The organism is Streptomyces sp. MK37H (genome assembly GCF_018035285.1).
Taxonomy (GTDB): domain Bacteria; phylum Actinomycetota; class Actinomycetes; order Streptomycetales; family Streptomycetaceae; genus Streptomyces; species Streptomyces endocoffeicus.
The window spans coordinates 1-3,597 of record NZ_JAAAYH010000639.1 but is presented as its reverse complement, the minus strand read 5'-3'; the positions used below and the strand labels follow the sequence as shown (position 1 = coordinate 3,597).

Annotated in this window: 3 protein-coding genes; 1 reads left to right on the top strand and 2 read right to left on the bottom strand. The window is 70.8% G+C overall.

Annotated elements, in window-relative coordinates; all coding sequences use genetic code 11:
* Window positions 1–1,287, bottom strand: a 1,287-nt coding sequence (locus GWI24_RS41975) for an LCP family protein (RefSeq protein ID WP_210951271.1), incomplete at its 3' end; no start/stop codon positions are given.
* A 107-nt stretch (window positions 1,288–1,394) separates the two neighbouring features.
* Here GWI24_RS41975 and GWI24_RS41970 point away from each other — a divergent pair.
* A complete protein-coding gene (locus GWI24_RS41970; RefSeq protein ID WP_210951270.1) occupies window positions 1,395–1,967 on the top strand; it encodes an acyl-CoA thioesterase in 573 nt (190 codons plus the stop codon).
* Window positions 1,968–2,004: 37 nt separating this feature from the next.
* Here the strand turns inward: GWI24_RS41970 and GWI24_RS41965 are convergent, their stop codons facing one another.
* Window positions 2,005–3,462 carry an LCP family protein gene (locus GWI24_RS41965; RefSeq protein ID WP_210951272.1) on the bottom strand — a complete coding sequence of 486 codons (1,458 nt, stop codon included), beginning with the start codon at window positions 3,460–3,462 and terminating at the stop codon, window positions 2,005–2,007.
* Between the last annotated feature and the right edge of the window lie 135 nt (window positions 3,463–3,597).

Below are 3,597 nucleotides of genomic sequence, written 5' to 3'. Positions count from 1 at the left end.
GTCGTTCTTCAGCTCGCCCATCAGCTGCTTGACCTTCGCCATGTCCCACTGCACCGCGCTGCCCTTGGAGGTGGCCAGGCCGGGGTTGGAGATCGGCATGTTCATCTGCTTGCCGTCGCCGCCGGAGACGCTCTTCATCGCGAAGAACATGTCCTTCACGTCCCACAGGCTCATGTCCTTGTCGACGACCAGGTTGTCCAGGCCGGCGCCCATTGTCGGGTAGAGCTTGAACGGGTTCATGATCGTGCTCGGCGAGGCCGCCTTGTTGGCCAGCGCGGACAGGAACTTCTGCTGGTTCTTGGTGCGGTCCAGGTCGCCGCCCGCGAGGCCGTAGCGCTGCCGGACGAAGGCGAGCGCCTGCTGGCCGTTCAGCGTCTGCTTGCCCTTCTTCAGGTCATTGCCGGACTTCTTGTCCTTCATGTCCTGCGGGACGTCGATGTCGACGCCGCCGACGCCGTCCACCAGGTTGGCGAAGCCGTCGAAGCCGATCTCCGCGTAGTGGTCGATCTTCAGGCCGGTGTTGTACTCGATCGTGCGGACAAGCAGCGAGGGGCCCTCGGAGGAGTACGACGCGTTCAGCTTGTTCTGGCTCTGCGGGATCCGCCGGCCGCTCTCCGAGCCGGTGAAGGCCGGGATGGTGACCCAGGAGTCACGCGGGAGGCTGACCATGGTGTTGCCGTTCTCACCGACATGGAGAAGGATCATGGAGTCGGTGCGGCGGCCGTCGGCCGAGCCGGTGTGCAGCTTCTTCTTGTCCTCGTCGGACATGCCCTCGCGGCTGTCCGAACCGACGATCAGGTAGTTGGTGCCCTTGCCGCCGCCCGGCCGGTCCTCGACCTTGCTGAGGTCGACCTCGCGGCGGAGCTTGGAGTCGGCCCAGAAGTAGGTGCCGATGCCGACGGCGAGCAGCAGGACGATCAGGGTGACCAGGCCGATGGTTATCCGGCGCTTCCAGTTCTTCGGCCTCACCGGGCGCGGGCCGGGGCCGCCGGGGCCACCGGGGCCGTGGTCGCCGCCGCCCGGTCCGCCGCGGCCGTAGACCTGACCGGTGTTGTAACCGTCGTCGTAGTCGTCATAGCCCTGGGACGCCTGCTGCCGCGGAACGGTGCCGCGGGGCGAGAGGTCGGGCGGCAGCGGGGGCTCGTCGTACGGCGGTGGACCGCCCGCACCGGGCGCGCCGCGCCTCACCTGTGGCATTGCGCGAGCCCCCTCCGGCTCGGCGCTGCCGCTACCACGTCCGTACCGGCCGCTACCGTCGCCGGACCATCCCTGGGGCCATTCGCTCATGCAAGGCAGTGTGCCTGGTCGGGTAGGTCGCATTACAGGGCGGGTGCCGGATCGCGGCAGGGCTGTTGCAGACCTGATAAGAATCTGGTCCGCATAAGGTGGACGACATGACCAAACAGGCCCAGGGTGCGGAACCGGAGCTTCCGGGAAAGCCCACCTCCGCCTCTCGTACCACGCTGTCACACATCATGACCGGCAGTGACACCAATCTCCTGGGGACCGTCCACGGCGGCGTGATCATGAAGCTGGTGGACGACGCCGCCGGAGCGGTCGCCGGACGCCACTCCGAGGGGCCCGCGGTCACCGCGTCGATGGACGAGATGGCCTTCCTCGAACCGGTCAGAGTCGGCGACCTCGTCCATGTGAAGGCCCAGGTCAACTGGACCGGCCGGTCCTCCATGGAGATCGGGGTGCGGGTGCTGGCCGAGCGGTGGAACGAGTCCACGCCCGCCACCCAGGTGGGCAGCGCCTATCTGGTCTTCGCCGCCGTCGACGCCGACGGGAAGCCCCGGCCCGTGCCCCCGGTCATCCCGGAGTCCGAGCGGGACAAGCGGCGCTACCAGGAGGCCGAGATCCGCCGGACCCACCGGCTGGCCCGCCGCCGTGCGATCAAGGAACTCCGCGCCCAGCGCACCGCCGGGCGCACCGACGACGCCAGCGAGGGCGCCGACCGGCCGTGACCCCCGGGGTCAGCGCCGACCGGCCGTGACCCCGGGGTCAGAGGGAGCGGGTGGCGCCGCCCTCGGGGCAGACGACCTCGTCGCCGGTGACGGCCCCGAACCCGGCGGTGTCGGTCTTCGGCGCCTCGACCCGGACCGGCCGTACGCCCTTGTAGTCCGCGCCGATCGTGATCTGCATCACCGCGCCCTGCCCCACCACCGGCTTCAGCCGGGCCCCGGGCAGCGCGGCCGCCAGCGAGTGCGCCGAGCGGTCCCAGATGGGGTCGTACGCGATCACCGTGTGGCGGACATCGGGGGTCGCGGCATCGGCGGGGGAGCCGGTGGTGGCGAAGCCGGTGGCGTGCAGCGCGCGGTCCGCGCGGCGGGCGAGCCCCGTCGTATTGGTGCCGTTGAGCACATGCACCCGGACCCGGGCCGGGTCCACGTCCACCGGGGTGGCCCGGACACGCTTCGGGTGGTGGGTGACGAGCGGCCGGTCCTCGCGGAGGGTGGTGAAGAGCCGCTCGGCCTTGGCCTGGTTCCAGCGGAGCGTGGAACCGGCCCCCTTCACCGGCACACCGGGCAGGACCACCGGGACCGAGGCGAACTCCGAGGACGCGGAGGTGACCCCGCTCATCGCCCGCCCCAGGGCGACCAAGTCCTCCGCGCTGAAGCCGTGGTCCGCGCGGACCGAGCCCAGCAGGGCCCCGGCCACCCGGTTGAACCGCACCGGGTTGAGCAGGATGCCCCCGGCCGTGGTCTGGTGGACCACGGCGGCCATGAACCGCTGCTGCCGCTGGATCCGGCCCAGGTCGGAGGTGCCGTCCACATGCCGGGAGCGGACGTACTGCAGCGCCTGGCCGCCGTTCAGCACATGGGTGCCGGCCGGCAGGTCAAGACCGGTGTGATCGTCCTTGAGCGGACGCGCGGTGCAGATCCTCACCCCGCCGAGCACATCGACCGTCTTCATGAAGCTGGTGAAGTCCACCTCGAGGTAGTGGTCGATATGGACGCCGGTCAGATGCTCCACGGTGCGCACGGTCAGGCTCGGCCCGCCCTCGGCGTACGCGGCGTTGAGCTTCCGCGGATGGCTCGGATGGCGCTTGCCGGTGGCGTCGGTGTACGCGGGGATCCTGGCGTACGAGTCGCGGGGCAGGCTGACCGCGCTGACCCGGCGGTGATCGCCCGACAGATGCATCAGCATGATCGTGTCGGTGCAGCGGCAGGGGGCTCCGCCCAGCCGGTACAGCGCCTTCTCCCGAGGCGTGATCTTCTCCCGTCCGTCCGTGCCGACCACGAGGAAGTTGACGCCCCCGCCGGTGCTCTTCGGCCGGTTGTCCAGGCCGCCGAAGGCATCCACCCGGTGGATCCCGGAATCGAGCTCCCTGACCAGCAGATGCCCGATGCCGCTGACCGCCAGCACCAGACAGGCGCCGCCCGTGGCCAGCCGCAGCCCCCAGCGGGGGTGGCGGGAGCGGGGGCGCGACGGGCGCGGCGATCGGGCCGGTGCACTCACTCCGGGGACCTCCGTGAACTTCGGCGGGCTGGGCGGAACCGCCTCACCGTAGGCCCATACGACGATCGCTTTGACGGCCCCACGCCGCCCGTACGGGGCGCTGCCACCCGGGCGGCGCGCTCCGGTGTCCCCCAT